The sequence below is a fragment of the Paenibacillus sp. JT31N7 genome (genome assembly GCF_059692095.1).
On the sequence record NZ_JCAUAT010000003.1, the window covers coordinates 869132 to 889673 of the forward strand.

A 20542-nucleotide genomic window follows, 5' to 3' on the forward strand; every position below is an offset into this window, starting at 1 on the left:
CCGCGATGTTTACATTTTTGAAACAAAATGTGCGCTGTTTTGAAATATAATGAAGGTTACGTAGACACAAAAGCGAATTTTTTTCGCCGGGTGAGACCGTTTCGATACAATCATCCGTTATGCTTGTGCCTAGGGAGAGAGGTTAAAGACGGATCTAACGGAATCCGGTCCGCCCGCGAAAACAGCTCCTTTGGCCGAGACCAAACCGGTTGACCTTCTCAGCGACGACCGTATGCAGACGCTGGATCTGGCCGGGGAGTTCGCCGGATAGGAGGGCTGCTTTCTGCTTTACGGGTTGCAGGATCACACCTATTACGTGTATAATCCGCCGCAGTGCGAAAAAAGACTTTCACCGGCCTCTACATTCAAGATTGCCGGTTCTCTGATCGGACTGGAGACGGGAACCGTGGACGAGAAAACGGTCGTTCCGTGGGACGGTCATCCTTACCGGTATCCCGAGTGCGGGAGAAGTCCTTCGAGGCATGCAGCTCTGGAATTGACCGGCGCCAATACGCAAGCGCGAATCAAGAAGAAAACGGGAAGAGAACCGGAGCAACCGGAACATTCGAACATTCAGGGGGCGATATTATGAAAACAAACGGAAAGACGCTGGCGGGAATCGGAGGTATTCTCCTTCTTCTGCTTTTGTCGGCCTGCAGTCAGGAAGAAACGCCGCAGCACGCTTTCGAGGCCTACGTGAGCGGCTGGAAAGAACACAACTACGCAGCGATGTACGACAAACTTTCCCCGGCGTCGCAGACTAAAATCACCAAAGACGATTTCGTCAAAAAATACGAAAGCGTCTATAAAGGAATTGAAATGACGGATTTGACCGTAAAACCGACTTTTCCGGAAGAGCTGCAGAAACCGGTCAAGAATAAGGACGAGGTTTCCGTCCCGTTTCATGTGGAGCTGAACACGCTCGCCGGTCCGGTTAAATTCGACCAGACGGCCCGTCTGGTGAAGGACAAGAAAGAGAAAGATACCGTCTGGCAGGTCGATTGGGCGCCTTCCTACCTGTTCCCTCAATTGAAGGACGGGGATAAGGTAAGAGTCCAGAGCACCGAGGCGGTACGGGGAGAAATCGTGGACAGGCGCGGCAACAAGCTCGCCTATAACGGTCCGGGCAAACAGATCGGCGTCGTACCGGGCAAGCTGGGCGATGCGGCGCAGCAGACCAAAGCGAAGCTGGCGGAAAAACTCCAGATGAAGGTGGAGGAGATCAATCAGAAGCTGTCGGCATCCTGGGTGAAGCCGGAATCGTTCGTTCCGCTCGCGTACATTCAAGACGGTGAAACGGAGGCTTACACGAAGCTTCCCGGCGTCACGTTCAGCAGCAAAGAAATCCGTACCTATCCGTTTAACGAAGCGGCGGCGCACTTGACCGGATATATCGGACAGATCAGTGCGGAGGAGCTGAAAAAGCTTGAGAGCGAAGGCTACCGTACGGGCGACGTAATCGGCAAGGCGGGGCTGGAGCAGATCTACGAGAAGCAGCTCAAGGGCCGGCCCGGTTATAAAATCTTCGTTACGGGGGCCGACGGCACCGAGAGAGAAACACTGGCCGAGAAAGAGATGGTTCCGGGTCAGACCGTTACGCTCAGCATCGACGCCAATCTTCAGAAGCTGGTCTACGAGCAGATGAAAAAAGATGCCGGATCGGCCGCCGCAATCCAGCCGCTTACCGGAGAATTACTCGCTCTCGTGAGCAGTCCGTCGTACAATCCAAACGCTTTTGTGAAGGGAATATCCGGCACGCAGTACAAGCAGTTGAGCGAGGATCCCAAGAAGCCGTTCCTGAACCGCTTCACGAAAACCTTCTCGCCCGGTTCGGCTTTCAAAATGCTCACGGCTGCGGTTTCGATCGACGAGGGGGTGCTGAATCCCGACGAGCAAAAGACTATCAAAGGGCTGCGCTGGACGAAAGACGCATCCTGGGGCAGTTACTACGTGACCCGGGTGCACGATTCGAGTCCGGTCAATCTGCAGAGCGCGCTGACGAACTCGGACAACATTTATTTCGCCCAGGCCGCTTTGGAGCTGGGGAAAGACAAGTTTACCCGGGCTTCCGCCAAATTCGGCATCAGTGAGAAGCTTCCGCTGCCGTATGCGTTCGATACCTCGCAGCTCTACAACAAACAGATCGCAAACGATATCCAACTGGCCGACTCCGGTTACGGACAAGGTGAAGTGACGATGACTTCCCTGCATATCGCCTTGACTTATTCGGCGCTTGTGAATCAGGGCAACATCATTTACCCGTCGCTTTTGAAGGAAGACAAAGGCAAGGAGAAATACTGGAAGCCTTCGGCGATGAAGCCCGAAACGGCCGAACTTTTGAAGAAGGATCTTGTCGAAGCGGTTAAGGATCCGCGCGGTGTGGGCCACGGAGCGGCTGTACCGGGCAAGCTTATCGCAGGCAAAACGGGCACGGCCGAGCTTAAAAAGAGCAAAGGGGAAGAAGGACAGGAGAACGGCTGGTTTGTCGGTTTCGATGCGGCCGATCCGCAGCTTCTCGTGTCGATGATGATCGAGGATGTAAAAGGAAGGGGAGGAAGCGGCTATATCACCTCCAGAGTAAAAGCTGTCTTCCAGCAGTATGCGAACGGGATGAATTAAATAGCAGGCAAAAGGCTCTCTTTGCGCAAGAAGAGCTTTTTGCCTGCGTCTGCTGCGCGGTTGGAGTGCGGCGGGTGTAGGGTTCTTTTAAGCGGGTAATATAGAAGAAGATGTTCGGTCCGAACAGGGCCGGTTTATGAAAGGAGTGTAACGGGAATGGATGCCAAAGAAATGGAAGAACAGCTGATCCGCAAACTGACGGAAGGCGAGATGAAGGAAGAAGACAGAGAGGAATCCGCGAGAAGACGTCTTCCCGCCAAGACGGAAATCCGCATACAGGCTCTAATGGATCCCGTGGTCGAGGAAACCCGGAAGTACCGGGAAATGGCCGAGGAGCTTGACGGCCGGTACGACCGGTATACGCATCGGCTGGAGGAAAAAGGCCCGGATTCGTCCGAAGAAAAATCTTAAAGGACAGAAAAACACCCGCCTGCTTGCCAGGCGGGTTAATCGGGTTGAACGGAGTTGGACTTCTCCCTATTTGTTTCGGCAGTGGCCCCTTTTTCACAAAATCGGATGACATCGAATAAACGGCGGAAACCGGTAACTTTTTTAATTTCCAATCGTTCTTATCCGTGTATGTAAAAAAACCGGATAGATGTGCGGCCGGGGGAGCGCAAAAAAAACAAAAAGGCGCCCGCAAAAGGCGCCTGATCGAACGGTCGACTGCGTATTCTGGCTGGTTTGAAGCGCATTCTTTAACTTAGTACAGGAAAGTGCGGCTGATAATAACCAGCAGAATGAAGAGAACCAGAATAGCCGCCGTGCTAGTGAAACCTCCACCGTAGCCACCGCCGCAACCTACTCCTGCTCCAACTCCTCCAACGTAACCCATATCGATCCAACTCCTCTTTGTTTAATTGACTTTACCGTACAGCATATGACAAGAAGAGGGGAAGCGACTGTGCGTATGACCCGTAAGGGAGAGCGCCCGGATGAAAGAGGGTGATAGAAGAAGTGAAAGTATAAAATGTAAAAATATGGATAATAAATTACAAAAAATTAATAATTTATGAAGCCGGATGCGGAAGGAAGCGGACGGATACAGATGGAACCTTATAAAGTCTTCTTTATTTTGAAAAAGGGGTAATAGGCAGTATGAAGAAAGCACTCAAAATTTTTCTATCTCTTCTCCTCGTTGCAGGATCGATTTACCTGGTGCGCCAGAGCGCTCCGCGTTTTACCTACAAAGATCAGGTTGCCGTCCTACTGTATCACCACATCAGCGATACCGATACGAGCAACGTCACGATTACACCGGCGTTGTTCCGCAGTCAACTGGCTTTTCTGAAGAAAGAAAATTATCATTTCATCACGCTTCAGCAGTTCAAAAGCTTTATGGCGGGTGGGGAAGTGCCGGAGAATGCCGTCCTGGTTACGTTCGACGACGGGTACGAGAGTCTTTACGATCAGGCTTATCCGGTGCTGAAGGAGCTTCAGGTTCCGGCCGTTAATTTCGAAATCACGGGAACGCTGGCGGACCCTCGTGCGCGTAAGCTTCATTTTCTCGACGAAGGGCAGCTGCGGACGATCGCAACGGATCGCGATGCCAACATTTCCTGCCAGTGTCATTCCGACAGCATGCACGACAAGCAGAACGGGAAACCGCTGCTGACGACGAACATTGTAGTGGACGGCAAGCAGGAGACGGAGGAACAGTACAAGAAGCGGGTGGTCAACGACGCCCTCGACTGCAAGAAACAACTGAAAAAAGCGGGAGAAGAGGAAGTCGATTCCTTCGCGTATCCGTTCGGCTATTACGATAACCGGGCTACCTCGCTCCTTCAGAGTGTCGGCTATAAATACGGTTTTACCGTTCTCAGCGAAATAACGACAAGAGCCGACGATCCTATGCAAATTTCACGCATTACGGCCGGAAGCCCGGATATTACGCCCCAGGTTTTGAACCGGACTATCCAGCGTAACGTGTTGGACTTCAACCGGGATTATCATTACGTGCCCCTGCGCGACACGCTGAAAGATTTGGGCGGCACGATGATCCGGAACAAAAACCGGACCGTCACATTCTATCTCCATGGCAAACCGTATCAGTTAAATCCCGATTCGGGCACCATTGAGACAGAAGGGAAACAAATTCCGCTGAAACATCCCCTTCTGTTAAAATCCCGCAAAACGTATATTCATTTCAAAGATCTGGAGAATGTACTGGGTATTCAAATCGCCCATAATCCTTTGCGCAATTCGTTTTTCGAGCGTCTGACTCCGGGTAAAACAAAAAACATTGAAACGCTTACAAAATCGTAGAGAATTTTAGAAAATACGAGAAAACAGGTGAATGAAACCGGTAAAACGGTTATTTCGCCTATTTTCGATATTTTCTGAATATTTACAATAGTTTAATATTTGATGTAAGATAAAACCAAGGAGGAACACAAATTTTAAATGGGTATAAGGAGATTAACACTTCAACTTGACAGCCAGGGGTGATCCCTATAGGACCATAACCATCCGAAGTCCAGACTACAGGAAGGGAGATGAATCCATTGTACCCAGTTAGCGAAGCATGCCCTTAATAATCGAAGTCGAGGCGTGCGGGAACCCAGGAATCGTTTGAAGAAGAATGGAGTGTAAACAAACAATTGAATACGTTCAATCAAGCATAGGGGCCTGCCGATTATCACGGATAACCGGGGTCCCTATTTACGTGTCTGTTTGTTTCGAAACGGTGCCGGAAGGCGCTTTTTTTATGTCTTTTTTCCGCGGCCACCTTGCGTACCGTTGAAAAAGTCCCTTCCTGGCGGAAGGGACCCTCGGCTGCCGGTGAATTTCCGGCGTTTTTTATTCGCGCACGGCCCGGATTTCACTGATGCCGTTCATGTACTTTCTCAGCGCCTCGGGTATACGGATCGAACCGTCCTCCTGCTGATGATTTTCGAGCAGCGGGATCAGAATGCGCGGCGAAGCGACCGCCGTGTTGTTCAGCGTATACGCGTAGGTCAGCCTTCCTTCCGCATTCCGGTAGCGGATGTTGGAGCGCCGGGCCTGGAAGTCAAGCAGATTCGACGACGAATGCGTTTCCCCGAAGGCCTGCCTGCTCGGCATCCAGGTTTCAATGTCGACCTGCTTATACGTTTTTTGCCCCATATCCCCGCCGCAAACCGCGACTACCCGGTAGGGCAGCTCCAGCAGCCCCATCAATTCTTCCGCGTTTCTAGTGATTTCCCGCAGAAGCTCATCCGATTTCTCCAGGTCGTTTTCGCAAATAATGACTTGCTCGACCTTGGCGAACTGATGGACACGGTACAGCCCGTGGACGTCTTTGCCGGCCGAGCCGACCTCACTCCTGAAACAGAGGGAAATGGCCGCCATTTTTACGGGCTCGGCAAGATCCACGATTTCATTGCTGTAGTAGGAGACAAGAGGGACCTCCGAGGTGCCGACCAGCCATTTCTCTTCTTCGGCCAGCTTGAAAGTCTGGTCCTCCCCGAGCGGAAAGTAGCCCGTGTTCAGTAGAGCTTCCCCGCGCGCCATCAGCGGCACATCCACGGGCATAAAGCCTTTCTCCATGAGCAGGTCCAGAGCAAGCTGCTGAACCGCCCGGTGCAGCAGGACTCCCGCGCCCGTCAAATAATACTGGCGGGGGCCGGCTGTTTTCACGCCGCGCGGGATGTCGATCATGCGATGAAGGTTCCCCAGCGCTACGTGATCCTTCGGCTCGAATGCGAAGTCGGGGAGAGTGCCTGCCCGGTACAGCTCGATATTGTCTTTGTCGGATTGTCCGGCCGGCGTATCGGGCGACACGGGATTCGGCACGCGCAGCATCGCCGCCGTGTACGCCTGATCGGTTAACCGGTACGCCGCCTCCAGATCGTTCAGACGCAGATGAATGTCCTTCACCGCTTGTTTCTTGCGGGCGGCCTCGGGCTGATCGCCCTGCTTAAGAAGGATGCCGATTTCTTCGGTAAGCGCATTGCGCGACTGCCGCAGCCCCTCGATCTCGGCCAGTCGGCTCCGCCGCTCCTCGTCCAGTTTCAGAAGTTCCGGGATGGATACTTCGATTCCTTTCTGCCGGGCTGCGTACTCGACTTCCGCTTGATGGGCCCGTATCCATTTTACGTCTAACATGGCACCGCTCTCCTTTTTTTGGGTATACAAAAAGCGCCCGTCGTCTTCATGGGACGAGGAGCGCTTTTATGTTCTCGCGGTGCCACCCAAATTGACCGGACGTTTGTACCGTCCAATCCACTTTAGTTCCGCGGTAACGGGCGGACCCGGTTAACTTAGGGAAAGCACGGGGCTTCTCCTTGGCGATAACGCCTCCGAGTTGGATTCTCTTCACGGGCGTGATTCCGATATCAATGATTTGCTTAGTATATACCAGGTCAGCGCCGGTTTCAACCCCCACCCGCCTGAATGGGCGGAAATCCGGGTATCCCGGTTTTCTGTTGTGCGGAGTCCTATCCTTTGGCAGCCAGCTTTTTCTTCTCGGCAAATGAAGACAATTTCCGTTATTTTCCGTAAAATAAACACATGGAGGTGTCGAGGTTTGCATTTTTTTCTGCGTTATGCCCATCGGATGTTACGTTTGAGCAATGGGCTGCTGGCTGTTTTTGCCCTGATGTTTGTACTGCTCGCCTCGGTGCTCGCTTACTGGCTGGAGCCGGACACGTTCGAGACCTGGTTCAACAGCCTGTACTGGGTCATGACGACGATGGCGACTGTCGGGTACGGCGATTATTTTATGAAAACGGCTGTGGGCAAGCTGTTCACGATCTTTCTGTATCTGTTCGGAATCGGACTTCTGAGTCTCGTAATCGGAAAAATCATTGATGCCTTTGCGACCTTGAAAATAAGGAGGGAAACCGGAAAAGTGAACTATCATGGCCGCGGTCACATCGTCGTGATCACCTGGAACAAGAAGGCTTATTCCGCCGTAGAAGAACTTATCGCAACAGACCCCGAACTGGAAATCGTCATTATCGACGAAAACGAGAAAATTCCGTACGACCACAAAAAGGTCCATTACGTAAGCGGCGATCCCACTCTGGACAAGACGTTAATCCGGGCGGGGCTGGATAAAGCCAGATCGGCCATTGTTTTCGCGGATGAAACGAGCAGCGATTCGTCCCTGGTGGACGGCAAAACGCTGCTTATCGCGGCCAGCATCGAAAGACTCGCCCCGGATGTCTATACGACCGCGGAAATTATGTCGGAGAAGCATATCCAGAACTTCCGGCATGTAAAAGTAAACGATTTCATTCTTTCACATGATGCGGTTTCCATGCTGGCCGTCCGCTCGGCGCTCAACGAAGGCAGCGTGGAGCTGTACATGCAGCTGATCAGCAGGCAGTACGGGGGAGAAATTTACGAAGTGCCGGTCAATCCCGCCTGGGAGACCTATCACGACGCCTTTCAGGACCTGCTTAAGAAAGGGGCGACGCTGCTCGCCGACCGTCAGGATTTGAGCATCAATACACGGCTGAACGACCCGATTCCGGCGGACGCGAAACTATTTGTCGTGTGCTCGCCCGAGACGTACAAGCAATTGCAGGAACATACATATTCTTAGGTAAAAAAGACTGGCCGGCTGCCGGAAGCTTTTTATCCTTCAGCCGTTCCTAGATAAGCCTGTCCGGATACACGGCGGACCGGGCAAACGAGCCAAACCTTTGCAGAAGGTTTGGCTTTTTTTGTGCGGAACCGGTCTTGCAAGTCTATATGCGGCCGCAAAAGTGCGTTTCCGGGCGTGTTCGAGTTTCGGTTGAGGCAGGGGCAGTTTTCATTGATTTTCAAAATTAGACGTTGACAGATGAATCGAAAGGCGATATATTTTTCGTTATATGTAATCGTAACGATTACTATTAAGGTGATATAAATGCAGTTTGCCCTTGTATAACGGGGCGGAAAGGAGGCGGACATGCTAATCGCCGCATTAAACGAGGCGGAGTTCGGTTATCACGACGCGCCTTGTCTGGAAGGAGCAACCCTTGAGATCAGGTCCGGCGAATTTGTCGCTGTGACCGGACCGAACGGCGCTGAGAAATCGACGCTGCTGAAGCTTTTGCTCGGTCTTCTCAAGCCCTGGACAGGAAGCCGTTATCTCACTCCCGTGAACGAAGGAGGAAGAAAGCTGCGGGTCGGCTATGTTTCCCAGCCAATTTCCGCTTTTAACAGCGCTGAGAGGCTTTTTTTAAAAAAATCGTAATAATTACGAATAAAGGAGTGCGATGGAATGGATAACAAAATACCCGTGACGGTATTAAGCGGCTATCTGGGTGCCGGGAAAACGACTTTGCTGAATCATGTGCTGAACAACCGTGACGGCTTAAAGGTAGCCGTTATCGTGAACGATTTGAGCGAAGTGAACTTCGATGCGGATCTGATCCGCGATGGCGGGGGGATATCCCGGACGAATGAAAGTCTGGTCGAGATGTCCAACGGTTGCATCTGCTGCACTCTGCGCGACGATCTGCTGAAAGAAGTGGAGCGGCTGGCGCAAGAAAACCGGTTTGATTACATTCTGATCGAATCGACGGGGGTAGGAGAACCGCTGCCGGTGGCCCAGACTTTTACCTATATCGACGAGCATCAGGGCATCGACCTGACCCGGTACTGCCGCCTGGACTGCATGGTTACGGTGGTGGACGCCTTCCGGTTCTGGCATGACTACGCATCCGGAGAAACGCTGCTGGACCGTAACCAGGCGGTCAGCGAAGAGGACAATCGGGACGTGGTCGATCTGCTGATCGACCAGATCGAATTTTGCGATGTGCTTGTGCTTAACAAGTGCGACAGGATCAGTCCGGAGGAACTTCAGGAGCTGGAACGCGTTCTCCGCTCTCTTCAGCCGAGGGCGAAATTCATCCGAGCAGTTATGGGTGAAGTGGCCCCCGCCGAAATTTTGAACACAAATCTGTTCAATTTCGAGGAGGCCAGCACTTCCGCCGGGTGGATACGGGAAATGGAGAAGGAGGAGCATACCCCCGAAACCGACGAGTACGGAATTTCTTCTTTCGTGTACGAGCGCAACCTGCCTTTCGAGCCCCGGAGGCTGAAAAGCTGGATGGAGGATTGGCCGGCGGAAATCGTGAGGGCCAAAGGAATCGTATGGCTTGCTACCCGGGACAAGTTTGCCCAGAATCTCAGCCAGGCGGGGCCTTCGATCCGGTTCGGACCGGCGGGCTACTGGGTTGCCGCGCTTCCCGAGGCGGAACAGCAGGCGATCCTTGCGGAAGAAGAGGATTCCATTCCGCACTGGGACCCGGTTTACGGCGACCGCATGAACAAAGTAGTGTTTATCGGACTTGATTTGGATCAACCGGGAATCGTCCGTTCCCTGGACGCCTGCCTGCTGACCGAAGAAGAAATGCGGAATGACTGGAACCGGTTTACGGATGAGCTGCCGAATGTGGTCGGAGAGCTGGACGAAGCCTCCTTTTAAACGAAATAAAGTCAATGAAAACGAGGAGGTGAATGGGCATGAGAGTGACCGTTACGCTGGCGTGCACGGAAACGGGCGACCGTAACTACATAACGACGAAAAACAAGAAAAACCGGCCGGACCGGCTGGAACTGCGCAAATACTGTCCCCGCCTTAAGCGCTATACGCTTCACAGGGAAACGCGCTGAGAAACGGTATCGAATCATTACGTGGAGAGCTTTCTCCTTATTTTGGATGAAAAAGAGCGGGTGACCGCTCTTTTTTTTGTTTAAAAGTATAGTAGAAATGGCCGCATCTAACGGAGAGAAGGGTTGACTATGGAAATGCCGAATAAAGAATCGCAACAAACTTCCTGCGAGGACGCGACAGCGGTGCAAGAGGGGGTTAAAAATTTTATGAACTACCTGCTTTCCCGGGGGCCGGTGAATAAGGTGATCGACGGGGCTCAGCAGGTGATGGACTTCGCTTCCGCGAACATCCCTTTCGAGGCCGCTGCCCGTTACCGGCAGGAAATCGGGGGCATTTTCACGACATACGAGCAGCTTCTGTCCATCCCCGGCGTCGGGCAGGACGTAATCGAAAAACTGGCTTCTTATGTGCAGCCTATGGACCTGACCAAGCTGAACGCCCTGCTGCCGCAGACCACGTCCGGGAACCGGGTCGACGCATACGTGAACGGTCCGGACTGCCTGGAGGTCCTGTTGGATGAAATCGGGAAAGCGGAGCGGTATATCCACTTTTCCGTCATGCTGTTTTTTAACGACGTATCGGGGAAAAAAATCGCCGGGGCGCTGCTGGACGCGCTGAAGCGGGGCGTCAAAGTCCGCCTGATGGCCGACTTTGGGGTTACCGCCCTGGGCTATAACAAGAATCTCGCCGTCGGGGATCTGGATGAAGTAATCGAAAAGCTCAGAGACGCCGGAGGGCAGGTTATCAATACGTTCAAAACGTGCTATGGCAAAGAAGAATGGCCCGCCAAGAGAGCGGAGCTGGCTTCCCAAGGGGTGCCCGAAAGCTGCCTTTTTCTCCAGGATTATGTCCAGGAGCAGATGACGATGGGCGTCAACGTAGTGAATCACCGCAAGTTTATGATAGTCGACGGGGTCAGCTCCATCGTAGGCTCCGTGAATGTAGGGGATCAATATTTATTCCATACGCCGGTATTGTCCGATCCCGGACAAACTCATGCGGAAGGGAACGCGGGTCCGAGGCTCGGCGTACCTGCCCGGGAAGAAGAGTGGCACGACGGATGTTTTCGAATACGGGGAGCCGCGGCGGTAACGCTGAACCGGATCTTTTCCTTTCAATGGACGGTGCTTGGCGGCGATGTTTTCGATCCCGAAGAACCCTTTTACAAGCCGGAGACGGATATGCGCTTCGGTGATGAAGAATGCACGCTTTACGCGAGCTTTCCCGGGAATCCGGTGAATGTGATCCAGCAGTATTATTTGTCCCTGCTCACGTATGCCGGGGACGAGACGGTGATCGTGAATCCGTATTTGATCGACCAGGCCTTCTGGGACGAGCTGAAAAGCCTGGATGAGCAGAGGTCGAGATGCATCGCTATATGCAACCCCCTGCGTGTGAACGACCATCCGACCAACGGCTCGGCGGTGCGCAGCAACATGTACGAGCCTTTTCTCAAAGGCGTCGCGTTCTATGACTACAGTCATACGGAGAGATTTTCTCATTGGAAAATCACCTACGACAAGCGGTCCGACTGCGTGTTTCACGGCTCATACAATATCAATGAACGGAGCGCCTGCCATGATTTCGAGCTGGGGGTGCTGGTCAAAGGCAAAGCGTTTGCGGATAAAGTGAAAAAAATGATCGACTATGATCTAAGCGTATCGGAGAAAATTTCCGGGCCGGAAAGCTTTTTTAAATATCCTGCTCTTCATCCATCCACGTATTGGAACAAACTGACGCAAAATTTTACTTGACAGGCGTGGTGGGATTGACGAGATTGACGGGAATGGCCGTACTTTTTTGGGGGGGATAATTCTCTGTTCGAATCCCCTGTGCAACCCCGATTGACACTGCCGCTCTGCGCTTCATCCGAGACGTAACGTACATAGACCTGAATCGGTTTACGTCATAGAAAAAGAGCGGCTGCCTTCCGTCGGAAAACGGGAGGGCCGCTCTTTTTCGGTCAAAAGGGGAGGCGAGCAGGGGCACGCGTGCCGGAACTTATTTTTTTAACCACAGGGTCGGGACGTTGGCAGGCTCCCAGCCGACCAGGGAAGTGTGCGATTGGCGGCACTCGTATGTGCTTCCGTTATACGTCACGAGCGTGCCCGCCGTATAGGCGGTATTCGGCGCCCATGGAGCGGCTGCCGAAGGAGCGGCGGTCGTTGCGCTGACGGCATTGCTGCTCTCCGATTCGTTGCCGGCGGCATCGATGGCGCGAACCGTGTATGTGTAAGCGGTGCTTGCGCTTAATCCGCTCACCACGGTATCCAGTGTTGTGCCGGAGACGGATTTTGCCAGTGCCGATCCTTGGTAAACACGGTAGCCGGTTACACCGACATTATCGGTGGAGGCGTTCCATTTAAGCGAAACCGACGAAGAGGTCGGAGAGCCGACGACTTGCAGACCGGACGGAGCGGAAGGCGCTGTCGTGTCGGCTGCGGCGGCCGTTGTTTTGAATGTCACGGCATTGCTGGGAGCCGAGTCATTGCCCGCCGCGTCCGTGGCGCGGACCGTAAACGTATAGGACGTATTCACCGTCAATCCGGCTGCGTTGTAGCTTAGAGTCGTTCCGTTCGCAGTCGTGCCGACGAGCGTGGAGCCGTTATAGATCTTGTAGGCGGTCACACCGACGTTATCCGATGCCGCGCTCCAGCTGATCGCAGCGCCGGTTGCCGTTATGTTCGAAGCCGATGCGTTCGACGGTGCAGTCGGTGCCGTTGTATCGGCCGGGCCACTGCCGCCGAAATTGGCATCGATTACGTTGTAGAAGGCATTCTCCGTATCCGCGATTTCCCAAACGGCCAGAATGACCTGGTAACCCGTTCTGCTTGGCACGTTACAGGTGTCCGTGTACGTGAATCCCGGTTGTTTTCCTTTAAAGTTGACGGAGCAGAAAGGCTGCAGATCGAAGGAAGCGCGGCTCAGCGGCGCGTTCGGGTCCCAGTTCTGCTTGGTGATGTAGTATTTCCAGCTGGTTGTCGCATGGTTCGCTTCGATGGTCCATTTGAACGTGTTCGTACCCGAAGACATGTTCACTTTGGTCCAGCGTGTGGCCGATTGCTGATCCAGTTCCGGAAACAGGCCGCTGGCGCTGGCGATTTTGCCGTCCGCCGGCCCGGCTGCGGGAAATCCCTTGTAGGCTTCGAGACTTTGCGGCTCGTATATGATGGCACCGCAGTTTTTATTCTTGCCGGTCGCGCACAGATAACCACGGCTTCCCGGTGATTCGATGTATCCGTGGGCCGACGCTTTTTCGGTAAAAAGCAGCAGGCAGAACGCCAAAACCAGAGCTAATCCGCTTGCGATCAGACATTTGGCGAGTACAGGACTGCGCAGCGAGATAGTGGTCATAAAAGAGCCTCCTTGAATGGGTATGGGTTAGAACTCATGTTCATCGACTAAAACACGATCCGGAACGAAGGGGCACGGCGCACGATCACGAATAAATTCGTCAATAACCTCCTTTCGGTTGAAGCCTGAATTGCGGACGGCTGTGGAGCAAGGCTGCCAATCGGCCTCCTTTCGGGAGTGTAGTTATATAAACTCGTGAGAGCTTATACCGGATTCGAATGCCGGGGATTTAAAACGCTTACATTAACGAAGGAGGAGACTTACTAAAGTAAGCTCCATAGGGAAACGAACTAGCATTTTCTATCTAAAATATACATCATTTACCATCATGTCTCAATCATTTATTTCTAAATTATCGAGAGAAAAAGAAAATGAACAACGAAGGCTTAAACCGGTTTAAATCGCGCGGATCAGCAGCAGCTCGTAAGTGACCGGAATACGTCCCCGGGTACCGTAATCTTTTTCGTAATGGTTAAACATGCCGCTGAAAAGGCGTCTGGGGCTCAGACCCGGGAGCTGCGAGGCGTTTGTCGTGCTTGCGCCGAGAGATTTCACACTATTTAAGAAGAGTTTGACGGAGGGAAAATACTCGGTCCGCACGAAGCGCATCGTCCGAATATCGGCGAAGCCTGCCTGACGCAGCATTTCCGTCCACTCGTCCGTGCCATGAAAAGATAAACCGTGCCGCTGCGGCAGGACATCCATAGCCCGGTATGCTTTATCGAAAGAGAGGTGCAGCTCGGTAAACGTAGCCGGGCCGAAGGTGGCAAACATCAGCTTGCCGTCAGTCTTCAAGAGCCTGCGGAGATGAAAAAGCGTCTGCGCGGGCCGGGTGAACCACTGGAAGCAGGCGCTGGAAGCGATCAGCCCGTAAGAAGAAGAGGGGGCACCGGCGGCCCACTCTTCGATATCGGCCTGAAGGAACCGGACCGTGTCCGGCGCGTATTCCGCGAAGCCGGGCGAAGGTGGCTCAGGCGCCGCGGCATCCGGGGTAGCGTCGGCCCGGCGATCCCGCCCGCTGCGGGCATACAGTCGGCTTTTCGCCGCTTCCAGCATGGCGGGCGAGAGATCGGCCGCGGTCAGTTCGCCGTCTTGCGGAAGCAAAGCCGCCAGACGCTCCGTGAGCAGGCCGGTGCCGCAGCCGATTTCCAGCACCGGCAGATTGCCGGCGGGAATACGGGCAAACCGGCTGTCCGGCGTGTCCTTCGGCTCGTTCCGGATCAACCGGGCAAGCTGCGCGGCCATAAAGCGCTGAACCGCGGCATTTTGGTCGTAGAGCCCGGCTGCGCTGCGGTCAAACTGGCGCCGGATTTTGCCGCTGAGATGAGTCATTCCACCAGCTCCTTATCGTTTCGGCGGTTTGCCGTTCTTTTTGCAGAAAGGGAACATGGCCGCATCCGGCGGCTTCCACGAGCACGGCCTGCGGAATGCCCGCTTGTATTTCCAATGCCGCGCCGTAAGGGCATACCTTATCGTGCGTGCCGTGAACCAGCAGGACCGGGCAGTGAATGTCCGGCAGTACGCTCCGCGCATCCTCGGCAGCGAGGAGCTCAAGGCCTGCGATAAGCCCGGGCATGCTCCAACCGCTCGCTTCGGGAAGACTATCGTCAATTCCGTCCCGCCGTTCCTCTTTCGTGAACATCAGCCTGCGGAACTGCCGAAGTACCCGGCCCGCATCTTGACGGAGCGCCGGAATCATGGCCTGCACGGAAGCGGAAGGCCAGCCCAACTGATGCTCGGCGGGCTGACGCACAAAGCAGGCGGTAGCCCCTAACAAGACCACCCCGTCTGCTAATCCTTCGGAAGCAAGCCGCAGGGCGAGCAGTCCGCCCAGTGACCAGCCCGCGATCAGCAGAGGAGCCGGAAACGCTCTCTCATGCGGTTCGCCATGCGATTCGCAAGCCCGGAGAGACAGAGCGAGGCGACGGACCGAATCCGCGATAGCCCGGGGGGATTCAACCGAGCCGTAATCCGCACAGAAATGCCGGAATCCCGGAAGCTCTCGCTGAACATCATGGAAGACGGCGGCGGGCATACTCCAGCCGCTCAGCCACAGGATCGAACCGAGTTTTCTCGAATAAACGTGGGAACGTTCATAATCTTTGCCCTGTTTTACGCCATGCTCTATGTCGAATTCTGGGAAGTGTTTTTCGTGCTGTTCTGCGCCAAGCTCTACGAAGTGCTTTGTTCTATGATGAATTTCCAAATGCTCAACGCCGGGATCTGCTCCATGCTCCGCAGCATGTTTTTCGCTATACGCTGTAAAATGCCCACCGTCATACTCTGTGCCATGCTCAACGAAGTGACCCGCGTTATCATCGCTAAGCTCATCGCTAAGTTCATCGCCGGGCTCCGAGCTTTGCTCCATCGACGGGGGAATGCCTCGGCTTGGCGCTTGATAAGGCTCACGCTTCATGTGAGAATCCCCGCTTCCGCTGCCGCACTTGCGATACATTCGGCTGCCTTGGTTAACAGGGCATCGGTATGCGCCGCAGAGAGTGAGAAACGGATCCGGGCGCTGCCGGCCGGAACGGTCGGAGGGCGTATGGCGGGGGCGGCGATACCGTGCCGTTCAAGCGCCTCGGACAAACGAAGCGTGTGCTCGCTGCTTCCGGCAATCACGGGAACGATCGGCGAATCTCCCGGCAGGACTCTCAGACCGGCTTGCGCAAGCCTTTGGCGGAACCGGGCGGACACTTCACGGAGATGATTCCGCCGGACGTGTGCGGTCTGTACGATTCCGAGTGCCCGGTATATCCCGGCTACAACGGACGGCGGCAGAGCGGTCGAATAGACGAGGGGACGCGCCTTATTGACCAGCCAGCGGATCAGTGCCCGGCTGCCGGTAATATGCGCTCCGTACACGCCGAATGCTTTGCTGAACGTTCCCATGATGACGTCGGTTTCCCGGTGAACGTTCATGGCGTGGCAAAGTCCTTCGCCATTTGGCCCGTATACGCCTTCGGCGTGAGCCTCGTCGACCATTAGCTTCGCGTCGTAACGATGTTTCAGCTCAACCAGCTCGTGCAGGGGCGCCGTATCTCCATCCATGGAGAAAATGGAATCCGTTACAATCAGCCTGCGCCTTGCTTTACCGGATTTTTTGAGCAAGTGTTCCAGATGCTCCATATCGTTGTGCCGATAGCGGAGATGATCGGCCCGGCTAAGAACAATGCCGTCCGTTATGCTGGCGTGATTGAGCCGGTCGGAAAACACGGTATCCCCCCGGCCAACCAGGGCACGGATCGCACCGACATTGGCCATATAGCCGTTAGCGAATACGAGGGAGGCTTCCTTCTGCTGCCAGGCGGCAAGCCCGGCTTCCAGTTCGCGGTATGGAGGCCGGTTGCCTGAAAGAAGGCGCGAAGCCGCCGATCCCGATCCGCAATCCGCTTGCAGTGCATTTTGCATCGCTTCCGTGATGGCGGGATGACGGCTCAGGCCCAGATAGTCATTGGAAGTCAGATCAAGAAGGGTCTGCCCTCCGCGTATCAAATGACCGGGAAGCGAGCTGGCTACTTCGGTGTCCTTCAGCGTCCGCTCCAGTGACGCGTCCGCCAACATCTGCAGTTCATTTTCCATCCAGTTCCTTACGGTCATATCTGTACCTCGGGAGTTTTTACGGAGAGTTCCGGAGGATGCTGCAGCCGCTCCGATAAGAAGGACCGGAGGGGAGCCAGATCCAGTGTCGTATGTACGGTTTCCGCAAGAAGAAGCGGCCCCGGCGCATCCCCGATGCTCGGAAAATGGCCTAGAACCTTTACGCCGCCGAATGATTCGATTAAAGCGGCATTGCCGGCGATGCTCGGATCTTGTCCGACAGGCGTGTTTTGTACGTTCGTTGCGTCGGGGACTTCCGTAGCGCAGGTGCCTTCATTGAGCACGACACCCAGAATGTCAATCCCGTGCTGCCTCAGGAACGAGACCGTAAGGAGGGTGTGATTGATCGTGCCGAGTCCCGCGCGGGCTACGATCAGCACCGGCATGCGGAGGCAAGCGATCCATTCCGCCAGCAGGGCGTCTTCCGTCAAGGGGACGGCGGCACCGCCCGCTCCTTCGACGAGCATGGCATCGTAGCGTGAACACAAGGACTGCCCGGCCTCATAAAGCATGTCCATCGTCAGATGAACGCCTTCCGCCTTGGCGGCGAGTAAAGGCGTAAGCGGGGCACGGAACGTAAAGGAGGCCACTTCTTCCGGCGGATCGGGAACGCCGCTTCCCGCCGCAAGTTTTTCGGCGTCGCTTAGTCCGCTGCCGATGGGTTCGCCGGACTGTACCGGCTTCCAGACGCCGACGTTCCAGCCTTCCGAGCGCAGAGCGGCGGCCAGGGCGGCCGTGACGACCGTCTTGCCGGTTCCGGTATCCGTCCCGGTCACGAAAATCCCCCGGATTCCGCTCATGGCCGCCACCCCTGTTCCGTAACGTCACGGATAGAAGCGGCGATAATGTCCGTCATGGCCCCAAGTTCGTCACGCGTGCTCGCCAGAGGAGGGATGAAGACGATCACATTGCCGAGCGGCCGTGTCAGCAGACCCAGTTCCCGGGCTCGCGCACATACGTGAACGCCGATCCGTTCTTCCCAGGCGTATGGCTCCTTGGTCTTTTTGTCGCGGACCAGTTCAATTCCGACGAGAAGACCCTGCTGCCGGATATCGCCCACGTGGGGGCATGCTTTCAGGGGGGAGAACTTGGCGGACACAAATTCGGCCTTGGCGGCAACGCCCTCCACCACACGGCGCTCTTCCATCAAGCGGAGATTTTCCAGGGCAACTGCGCAGCCCAGCGGATTTCCCGTATAGGAGTGACCGTGGAAAAACGTTTTCTGCTCCTCGTAATCCGCGTAAAAGGCTTCGTACACTTCGTCGGTCGCAAGCGTAGCCGCTACCGGAAGATAGCCTCCCGTCAAGCCTTTGCCCACCACCAGGAGATCCGGTGCCACGTCTTCGAGATCGCAGGCAAACATGGCGCCTGTGCGCCCGAATCCGGTCGCCACCTCATCGGCGATCAGCAGTACGCCATGCTTGCGGCACAGCCGGGCGATTTCGCGAAGGCATCCCTCGGGCATGACGATAATGCCGCTTGCGCCCTGCACGACCGGCTCGACTATGAGCCCGGCTATTTCGTCGGCGCGTGATTCGAGCAGAAGCCGCAGTGTTTCCAGCGTTTCGGACATCGCGCCCGATGCGCCGCCCGGGTGCCGGTAAGAATCCGGGTAAGGTACCGTATGAGCCTGAAAAAGCAGCGGCCGGAAAACTTCGTGATAAAGCGGAATGGCCCCTACACTAATCGCGCCGATCGTATCTCCGTGATAAGCTTCTTTCATCGTGATAAACGTTCGTTTGCTGTCCAAGCCTTTGTTGCGCGCGTATTGATAAGCCATTTTCAGGGCAATCTCCACCCCGGTCGCGCCCGAATCCGAGAAAAAGACTTTCCGGAGCCCGGCAGGGGCGATTTCCGACAATTTGGCGGCCAGCTCGATGGCGGGAATATTGCTTAGTCCGAGCAGTGTGGAGTGTGCAACGAGTTCAAGCTGCCGGACAATCGCTTGATTCAGTTCCGGAACACAGTGGCCGTGTACGTTGAGCCAGACGGATGAAAAACCGTCATAATAAGCTTTTCCCTCCGTGTCAAAAAGCCGGACGCCATCTCCGCGTTCGATGATGACGGGGGCGGCAGCGTTGTAATCTTTCATCTGTGTAAAAGGGTGCCAGAGGTGGGCTTTGTTCAGTTCGGCCAATTGTTCGTAGTTTGTAAGCAATCAAACCGCATCCTTCCGTTTTAATTGTTAACCTAAATTTATAATAACAGGTTAACAATATAGTTTTCATGCGAAAATATCAAGTTCGCAGAACCAATGATAGAGGAGAAAAGCACAAAAAAAAGAACCGCTTTTTCAGCGGATCTTTTCTGCACAATTTGAATTTACTCACGCTTCCACGTCGTTCATCAGGGTCAGATTGCCGAACTGTTTGCCCTCCTTCATGTAGGCAAAAGCCTGTACCGCATCGCGCATCGGAAACACTTTATGGACGACAGGTTTCAGGTTGTGCTTCGCCACAAATTCGAGCATCGCATGGAATTCTTCCGAGCTGCCCATGGACGTTCCGATCACGCTAAGCTGGGGAAAAAAGAGGGCGCGCAGCGGAAGTTCGACGGTGTCCCCCGAGCTGGCTCCGAAACTGACGATGCGCCCGTCGGGTTTGAGGAGGTCGAAATAGTTGGGGAAGGTAGCGGGACCAATACTGTCCAGCACCAAATCCGCCTTCGCTCCTTCGAAGCGGTCTTTCCAGCTTCCACCGCTTTCAAAGCAGCAATCGGCTCCGAGCCGACGGGCCAGCTCCAGCTTGTGTTCGCTTCGGGACGAGACACTGACCCGGGCCCCGGCCGCCTTGGCCATCTGGAGGGCGATCGTGGCGACACCTCCGCCGACACCGGGAATGACGACGTGCTGCCCTGCCTTAAGACCTCCGCGGGTGAATAACGCCCGGTAAGCGGTCAGCGCGGACAATCCGAGAACAGCGGCTTCCTCCCATGTGAGGTGGGCGGGTTTAGCGACGGCATTTTCTGCAGGCACGATGATGAAATCGGCAAAAGTCCCGTCGGAGGGACTTCCGAGAATTTGAAGATCGTCCGGCAGGGAATCCGCTTTTTCCCAGTTTAAAGTCGGATTCAGGATGACTTCCCGGTTCAGAAGGTCAGAGGAAACGCCTTCTCCGATTTCCGTCACCATTCCGGCTCCGTCCGAGCCGGGTATTAACGGCTTATCTCCGGCATTCCGGTCATTTATCACGAACAGATCGCGGTGATTCAGACCCGCTGCGATCAGCTTAACTTTAACTTCCCCGTATCCGGGACGCCTGTCTATCGCTGCGGAATAGACCAATCCGTCGATCCCGCTTTTTTCTCTATGCAGAACAGCTTTCATAACAAATCCCTCCGGTATAAAATCTTGTTGGAACAACGACGTTCTGACACGTT

General features: G+C 54.6%; 18 protein-coding genes. 9 read left to right on the forward strand and 9 right to left on the reverse strand.

Annotation, left to right across the window (positions count from 1 at the left end; translation table 11 throughout):
* Nucleotides 1-316 precede the first annotated feature (316 nt).
* From AC58P5_RS18495 to AC58P5_RS18505, 3 genes are all read left to right on the forward strand, one after another.
* The gene (locus tag AC58P5_RS18495) at nt 317-592 is read left to right on the forward strand and encodes a penicillin-binding transpeptidase domain-containing protein (protein ID WP_497389032.1); all 276 of its coding nucleotides are present in this window, start codon (nt 317-319) and stop codon (nt 590-592) included.
* Nucleotides 589-2619, forward strand: coding sequence for a penicillin-binding transpeptidase domain-containing protein (locus AC58P5_RS18500; RefSeq protein WP_497389034.1), 2031 nt, complete (start codon nt 589-591; stop codon nt 2617-2619). The genes AC58P5_RS18495 and AC58P5_RS18500 overlap by 4 nt, the downstream gene beginning before the upstream one ends.
* A 156-nt stretch (nt 2620-2775) precedes the next feature.
* Entirely contained in the window at nt 2776-3030 is a 255-nt protein-coding gene (locus tag AC58P5_RS18505) for a hypothetical protein (protein WP_497389036.1), read from the forward strand.
* Between the two features lie 292 nt (nt 3031-3322).
* On the opposite strand, the gene AC58P5_RS18510 is transcribed toward AC58P5_RS18505, so the two are convergent.
* On the reverse strand, nt 3323-3454 hold the full coding sequence (locus AC58P5_RS18510; RefSeq protein WP_497389038.1) for a YjcZ family sporulation protein: 132 nt from the start codon (nt 3452-3454) through the stop codon (nt 3323-3325).
* A gap of 263 nt (nt 3455-3717) precedes the next feature.
* On the opposite strand from AC58P5_RS18510, the gene AC58P5_RS18515 reads away from it, so the two are divergent.
* Nucleotides 3718-4884, forward strand: coding sequence for a polysaccharide deacetylase family protein (locus AC58P5_RS18515; protein WP_497389040.1), 1167 nt, complete (start codon nt 3718-3720; stop codon nt 4882-4884).
* A 534-nt stretch (nt 4885-5418) separates the two neighbouring features.
* On the opposite strand, the gene serS is transcribed toward AC58P5_RS18515, so the two are convergent.
* Entirely contained in the window at nt 5419-6705 is a 1287-nt protein-coding gene (gene serS / locus AC58P5_RS18520; protein ID WP_497389042.1) for a serine--tRNA ligase, read from the reverse strand.
* Nucleotides 6706-7126: 421 nt separating this feature from the next.
* Between serS and AC58P5_RS18525 the strand changes: the two genes are divergently transcribed.
* The 5 genes from AC58P5_RS18525 to AC58P5_RS18545 all read left to right on the forward strand — a co-directional run bounded on the left by AC58P5_RS18525 (nt 7127) and on the right by AC58P5_RS18545 (nt 11964).
* Nucleotides 7127-8149, forward strand: coding sequence for a potassium channel family protein (locus AC58P5_RS18525; protein WP_497389044.1), 1023 nt, complete (start codon nt 7127-7129; stop codon nt 8147-8149).
* Between the two features lie 348 nt (nt 8150-8497).
* Nucleotides 8498-8785 carry an ATP-binding cassette domain-containing protein gene (locus AC58P5_RS18530; RefSeq protein ID WP_497389046.1) on the forward strand — a complete coding sequence of 96 codons (288 nt, stop codon included), beginning with the start codon at nt 8498-8500 and terminating at the stop codon, nt 8783-8785.
* Between the two features lie 27 nt (nt 8786-8812).
* Nucleotides 8813-10021 (forward strand): GTP-binding protein, encoded by a 1209-nt coding sequence (locus AC58P5_RS18535; RefSeq protein ID WP_497389048.1) that lies wholly within the window; start codon nt 8813-8815, stop codon nt 10019-10021.
* A 38-nt stretch (nt 10022-10059) separates the two neighbouring features.
* Entirely contained in the window at nt 10060-10209 is a 150-nt protein-coding gene (rpmG, locus tag AC58P5_RS18540; RefSeq protein ID WP_497389050.1) for a 50S ribosomal protein L33, read from the forward strand.
* Between the two features lie 207 nt (nt 10210-10416).
* On the forward strand, nt 10417-11964 hold the full coding sequence (locus AC58P5_RS18545) for a phospholipase D-like domain-containing protein (RefSeq protein ID WP_497389052.1): 1548 nt from the start codon (nt 10417-10419) through the stop codon (nt 11962-11964).
* Nucleotides 11965-12211: 247 nt separating this feature from the next.
* On the opposite strand, the gene AC58P5_RS18550 is transcribed toward AC58P5_RS18545, so the two are convergent.
* The 7 genes from AC58P5_RS18550 to AC58P5_RS18580 form a co-directional block, all read right to left on the reverse strand.
* Complete coding sequence (locus tag AC58P5_RS18550) at nt 12212-13564, reverse strand: lytic polysaccharide monooxygenase (protein WP_497389054.1); 1353 nt, start codon at nt 13562-13564, stop codon at nt 12212-12214.
* A 396-nt stretch (nt 13565-13960) separates the two neighbouring features.
* Nucleotides 13961-14896 carry a methyltransferase domain-containing protein gene (locus AC58P5_RS18555; protein WP_497389056.1) on the reverse strand — a complete coding sequence of 312 codons (936 nt, stop codon included), beginning with the start codon at nt 14894-14896 and terminating at the stop codon, nt 13961-13963.
* Complete coding sequence (locus tag AC58P5_RS18560; RefSeq protein ID WP_497389058.1) at nt 14859-15980, reverse strand: alpha/beta hydrolase; 1122 nt, start codon at nt 15978-15980, stop codon at nt 14859-14861. Before AC58P5_RS18560 ends, AC58P5_RS18555 begins: the two co-directional genes overlap by 38 nt.
* Nucleotides 15977-17164: an 8-amino-7-oxononanoate synthase gene (bioF, locus tag AC58P5_RS18565; protein ID WP_497389060.1), complete on the reverse strand. Its 1188-nt coding sequence runs from the start codon at nt 17162-17164 to the stop codon at nt 15977-15979. The genes AC58P5_RS18560 and bioF overlap by 4 nt, the downstream gene beginning before the upstream one ends.
* A complete protein-coding gene (gene bioD, locus AC58P5_RS18570; RefSeq protein WP_497389062.1) occupies nt 17161-17964 on the reverse strand; it encodes a dethiobiotin synthase in 804 nt (267 codons plus the stop codon). Before bioD ends, bioF begins: the two co-directional genes overlap by 4 nt.
* A complete protein-coding gene (gene bioA, locus AC58P5_RS18575; protein WP_497389064.1) occupies nt 17961-19322 on the reverse strand; it encodes an adenosylmethionine--8-amino-7-oxononanoate transaminase in 1362 nt (453 codons plus the stop codon). The genes bioD and bioA overlap by 4 nt, the downstream gene beginning before the upstream one ends.
* 168 nt (nt 19323-19490) lie before the next feature.
* Nucleotides 19491-20489, reverse strand: coding sequence for a quinone oxidoreductase family protein (locus AC58P5_RS18580; RefSeq protein ID WP_497389066.1), 999 nt, complete (start codon nt 20487-20489; stop codon nt 19491-19493).
* Nucleotides 20490-20542: the final 53 nt, after the last annotated feature.